Raw genomic sequence first — 4,932 nt, forward strand, 5'->3', positions numbered from 1 at the left:
CGCTTGTTGTCGGCATAGCGGCTGTCGTCGCGGCCATAGCCCATGGCCTGGTCCTGCAGATCGCATTCCCCGCCCTGGTCGCAGATCGGGCAGTCCAGGGGGTGGTTGATCAGCAGGAACTCCATCACCCCGTGGCGGGCCTTCCTGACCATCGGCGTGTCGGTGAAGATCTCCATGTTCTCGGCGGCCGGCAGCGCGCAGGAGGCCTGCGGCTTGGGCGGGCCGGGCTTCACCTCGACCAGGCACATACGGCAGTTGCCGGCGATGGAGAGCCGCTCGTGATAGCAGAACCGTGGGATCTCCTTGCCCGCGAGCTCCGCCACCTGCAGCACGCTCATGCCAGGCTCGAACTCGATCTCGACGCCGTCGACCTTGGCTATTGGCATGGGCCTACTCCGCCGCCTGCAGGGAATGACCCTGCACGTGGGGCTTGCCAGCGCGGTAGCGGGTGATGCGGTCTTCCACCTCGTGGCGGAAGTGGCGGAACAGGCCCTGGATCGGCCAGGCGGCGGCGTCGCCCAGGCCGCAGATGGTGTGGCCCTCGACCTGACTGGCGACGTCGAGCAGCAGGTCGATCTCGCTCATCTCGGCCTCGCCGGTGACCATCCGCTCCATCACCCGCCACATCCAGCCGGTGCCCTCGCGGCACGGCGTGCACTGCCCGCAGCTCTCGTGCTTGTAGAAGTAGCTGGCGCGCGCGATGGCCTTCACCAGGTCGGCGTCCTTGTCGAAGACGATCATCGTGCCGGTGCCCAGGCCCGAGCCCCGGGCGGCCAGGTCCTCGTAGGTCATGACTGCCTCTTCGCACTGGTCGGCGGGGATCATGCGGACCGAAATGCCGCCAGGGATCACCGCCTTCAGGTTCGACCAGCCGCCGCGCACGCCGCCCATATGGTCTTCGATCAGCTGCTTGACTGAGATGCCGACGGCTTCCTCGACCACGCAGGGCTTGTTCAGATGGCCGGAGCCGGCGAACAGCTTGGTGCCCGTCGATTTCTCGGTCCCGAAGCCGGCGAACCATTCCGCGCCCCGGCGGAAGACCGTGCCGACCACCGCGATGGTCTCGACGTTGTTGACCGTGGTCGGGCAGCCATAGATGCCGGCGCCCGCCGGGAACGGGGGCTTCAGGCGCGGCTGGCCCTTCTTGCCCTCGAAGCTTTCCATCAGCGCCGTCTCGTCGCCGCAGATATAGGCGCCGCCGCCATGGGTGACGCGCACGTCGCAGTCCCAGCCGTGGACGTTGCCCGGCCCGATCAGCTTGGCGTCATAGGCTTGTTTGATCGCCGCCAGCAGGCGCTCTCGCTCGTGCACATATTCGCCGCGGATATAGATGTAGGCCGTGTGCGCCCGCATGGCCTTGCACGCGATCAGGCAACCCTCGATCAGCAGGTGCGGGTCGTTGCGCAGGATGTCGCGGTCCTTGCAGGCGCCCGGCTCGCTTTCGTCGGCGTTGACCAGCAGATAGTGCGGGCGCTCGCTCTCCTGCTTGGGCATGAAGGTCCACTTCAGCCCGGTGGGGAACCCCGCCCCGCCCCGGCCGCGCAGGCCCGACGCCTTCAGCTGATCGCAGATCCACTCCGGTGTCTGGGCGACCACGTCGCGCGTGCCGTTCCAGCAGCCGCGCAGCTTCGCGCCCTCCAGGCCCCAGTCATGGACGCCATAGAGGTTGAGGAAGATGCGGTCCTTGTCGGCCAGGATACCCACCACGCCTAGGCTTCCTTTTTCGGGTTTGCGGCGCCAGCGCCGCGAAGGCCGGCGATGAACCAGATCTGGCCGCCAAAGCCCACCAGCAGGGCCGCGACAAAGGCGATCAGCGCCCAGCCTTGCGCGAACCTGAAATAGGCCACGATGGCGGCGATGGCGGTCAGCGCCGACAGCACATTGACGATCATCATCACCGTGCGGCGACGCTTGGCGGCGGCGAGGTCGAGGCTCATGCCTGCGCCTTCACGGGCAGGTTCGGGATCTTGATCGCCCTGGCCAGCGAGCCGTCATAGAGGGCGGGGTCGGTGAGCGCGATGGGCCCGCCCTGCGGCGCCGAGCCCTGGCGGCCGATGGCCGAGCCGGGCTTGGGCGTCTTGCCGGCGGCGAAGGCGTCCAGCAGCGTCTCGAAGCTCTCCGGCGTCAGGTCCTCGTAGTAATAGTCGTTGATCGCGGCCATCGGCGCGTTGGCGCAGGCGCCCATGCACTCGACTTCCTGCCAGAAGACCTTGCCGTCGGCCGAAAGGTGGTTGGACGGCCCGAACCGGCGCTTGCACACGGCAAGGAGTGCTTCTGCCCCACGGGTCTGGCAGGGCGTGGTGCCGCACACCTGCACCAGCGCGTGCGTGCCAACCGGCTCCAGCATGAACATCGTATAGAAGGTGGCGATCTCCAGCACCCGGATCACCGGCATGCCGAGCAGTTCGGCCACCGCGCGGATGGCCGGCTCGCAGACCCAGCCCTCCTGCTTCTGCACCAGCCACAGGATGGCGATCACGGCCGACTGCTGCCGCCCGGCCGGGAAGTTGGCCATCCAGGCGCGCGCGTCCTCCAGCGTCTTGGGCGCGAAGGCGAAGCTCGCGGGCTGGGTCTGGCTAAGCCTGCGGACGCTCAACGGTCGATCTCCCCGAAGACGATATCCAGCGAGCCCAGGATGGCGGAGACGTCGGCCAGCATGTGGCCGCGGCTCATCCAGTCCATGGCCTGCAGGAACGGATAGCTCGGCGCGCGGATCTTGCAGCGATAGGGCTTGTTGGTCCCGTCGCTGACCAGATAGACGCCGAACTCGCCCTTGGGCGCCTCGACGGCGGCATAGACCTCGCCGGGCGGGGTGCGATAGCCCTCGGTGAACAGCTTGAAGTGATGGATCAGCGCCTCCATCGAACGCTTCATCTCGCCGCGCTTGGGGGGCGCCACCTTGTTGTCCTCGGAGATCGACGGCCCCGGGGTCTTCATCAGCCGCTCGCAGCACTGGGCCATGATCTTCACCGACTGGCGCATCTCTTCCATCCGGCAGAGGTAGCGGTCGTAGCAGTCGCCGTTGACGCCCAGCGGAATGTCGAACTCCAGGTCCGAATAGCACTCGTAAGGCTGGGTGCGCCGCAGGTCCCAGGCGATGCCGGAGCCGCGGACCATGACGCCTGAGAAGCCCCAGGCCAGCGCCTCGTCCTTGGTCACCTTGCCGATGTCGACGTTGCGCTGCTTGAAGATGCGGTTGCCGGTGATCAGGGTCTCGATGTCGTCGAACACCTTGGGCACGGCCTTGCACCAGTCGGCGATGTCGCGGACCAGGTCTTCCGGCAGGTCCTGGCGAACGCCGCCGACGCGGAAATAGTTGGCGTGCATCCGCGCGCCCGAAGCCCGCTCATAGAACACCATCAGCTTTTCGCGCTGCTCGAAGCCCCACAGCGGCGGGGTCAGCGCGCCGACATCCATCGCCTGGGTGGTGACGTTGAGGATGTGGTTCAGGATGCGGCCGATCTCGCAATAGAGCACCCGGATCAGCTGGCCCCGGATGGGGACCTCGACGCCCATCAGCCGTTCCAGCGCCAGCACATAGGCGTGCTCCTGGTTCATCGGCGCCACATAGTCGAGGCGGTCGAAATAGGGGATCGTCTGGGCGTAGGGCCGGGCCTCGATCAGCTTCTCGGTGCCCCGGTGCAACAGGCCGATGTGCGGATCGACGCGCTCGACCACCTCGCCGTCCAGCTCCAGAACCATGCGTAACACCCCGTGGGCGGCCGGGTGTTGCGGGCCGAAGTTGATGTTGAACTTGCGGACCTTTGTCTCACCCGCAACCGCGGGGGCGAAGAAATCCGTGGCCGTGGCGGGGCTCGCGTCGCCGGTCATGGCTTTGGCCCGGCAATCGGCGGTGGCAGCGCGGCCTTCTCATCGCCGGGGATCAGCGGCGCGTAGCCGGGTTCCATCCCCTCCCAGGGCGACAGGAAGTCCCAGTTGCGCCATTCCACCGACTTCACCGGCTCATAGACCACCCGCTTCAGCTCGTCGTCGTAGCGGACCTCGACATAGCCGGTCATCGGGAAATCCTTGCGCAGGGGAAGCCCGTGGAAGCCGTAGTCGGTAAGGATCCGGCGCAGGTCCGGATGGCCCTCGAAGAAGATGCCGTACATGTCGAAGGCTTCGCGCTCGTACCAGTCGGCGCAGGGGAAGACGCTGGTGACCGACGCCACGGCGGTGTCCTCGTCGGTCTGAACCTTCATCCGCACCCGCAGGTTCTTGGCCATCGACAAGAGGTGGTAGACCACGTCGAAGCGTTGGCCGCGTTCCGGATAGTCCGCGCCGCAGAGGTCGATCAGCTGGCTGAAGCGGAAATCCGGATGGTCGCGCAGATGGGCCATGGCCTCGACGATGCGGCCGGTGGGGCCGGTGAGGTTCACCTCGCCGTACATCACCTCATAGCCGGTGATCGCGCCCTTGGAGCTCTTGACGATCGCCCGGCCCAGCTTCTCCAGGATCGGCTGCGGTTGCGGCCAGCTCATCGGATGATGGTCCCGGTGCGGCGGATCTTCTTCTGCAGCTGCAGGACGCCATAGACCAACGCCTCGGCGGTCGGCGGGCAGCCGGGGACGTAGACATCCACCGGCACGATCCGGTCGCAGCCGCGCACCGTGGAATAGCTGAAATAGTAGTAGCCGCCGCCGTTGGCGCAGGAGCCCATGGAGATCACGTAGCGCGGCTCGGGCATCTGGTCGTAGACCTTGCGCAAGGCCGGCGCCATTTTGTTGGTCAGCGTGCCGGCGACGATCATCACGTCGGTCTGGCGCGGCGATGCGCGCGAGCGGGCTACCGCTCTCCTTGGCGCGATCAAACGTGTACTCTGGCGAAAGGATCAATCCCATTCGAGCGCACCCTTTTTCCATTCGTAGATGAAGCCGATGGTGAGGACGGCGAGGAACACCATCATCGACCAGAAACCAAAGGCGCCGATTT

Annotated in this window: 7 protein-coding genes and 1 pseudogene; all 8 read right to left on the bottom strand. The window is 66.5% G+C overall.

Translation table 11 applies throughout. The annotated features are described in order from the left end of the window. On the bottom strand, window positions 1-386 hold a 386-nt coding region (locus tag RMN86_RS10225), incomplete at its 3' end, for a 2Fe-2S iron-sulfur cluster-binding protein (protein ID WP_309605741.1). Window positions 387-390: 4 nt separating this feature from the next. Beyond that, entirely contained in the window at window positions 391-1,707 is a 1,317-nt protein-coding gene (nuoF, locus tag RMN86_RS10230; protein WP_309605742.1) for an NADH-quinone oxidoreductase subunit NuoF, read from the bottom strand. Between the two features lie 2 nt (window positions 1,708-1,709). Further along, window positions 1,710-1,937 carry a hypothetical protein gene (locus RMN86_RS10235; protein WP_309605743.1) on the bottom strand — a complete coding sequence of 76 codons (228 nt, stop codon included), beginning with the start codon at window positions 1,935-1,937 and terminating at the stop codon, window positions 1,710-1,712. Then, entirely contained in the window at window positions 1,934-2,596 is a 663-nt protein-coding gene (nuoE, locus tag RMN86_RS10240; RefSeq protein WP_309605744.1) for an NADH-quinone oxidoreductase subunit NuoE, read from the bottom strand. The genes RMN86_RS10235 and nuoE overlap by 4 nt, the downstream gene beginning before the upstream one ends. After that, a complete protein-coding gene (locus RMN86_RS10245; protein ID WP_309605745.1) occupies window positions 2,593-3,831 on the bottom strand; it encodes an NADH-quinone oxidoreductase subunit D in 1,239 nt (412 codons plus the stop codon). The genes nuoE and RMN86_RS10245 overlap by 4 nt, the downstream gene beginning before the upstream one ends. Continuing rightward, window positions 3,828-4,481 (bottom strand): NADH-quinone oxidoreductase subunit C, encoded by a 654-nt coding sequence (locus RMN86_RS10250; protein ID WP_309605746.1) that lies wholly within the window; start codon window positions 4,479-4,481, stop codon window positions 3,828-3,830. The genes RMN86_RS10245 and RMN86_RS10250 overlap by 4 nt, the downstream gene beginning before the upstream one ends. Beyond that, window positions 4,478-4,777 (bottom strand): annotated as a pseudogene (gene nuoB / locus RMN86_RS10255) (NADH-quinone oxidoreductase subunit NuoB); the annotation flags it as partial. The gene RMN86_RS10250 and the pseudogene nuoB, both read right to left, overlap by 4 nt. Before the next feature lie 54 nt (window positions 4,778-4,831). Then, window positions 4,832-4,932, bottom strand: a 101-nt coding sequence (gene ndhC, locus RMN86_RS10260; protein ID WP_309605748.1) for an NADH-quinone oxidoreductase subunit A, incomplete at its 5' end; no start/stop codon positions are given.

The sequence above is a fragment of the Phenylobacterium sp. genome (assembly GCF_031360265.1).
GTDB lineage: Bacteria > Pseudomonadota > Alphaproteobacteria > Caulobacterales > Caulobacteraceae > Phenylobacterium.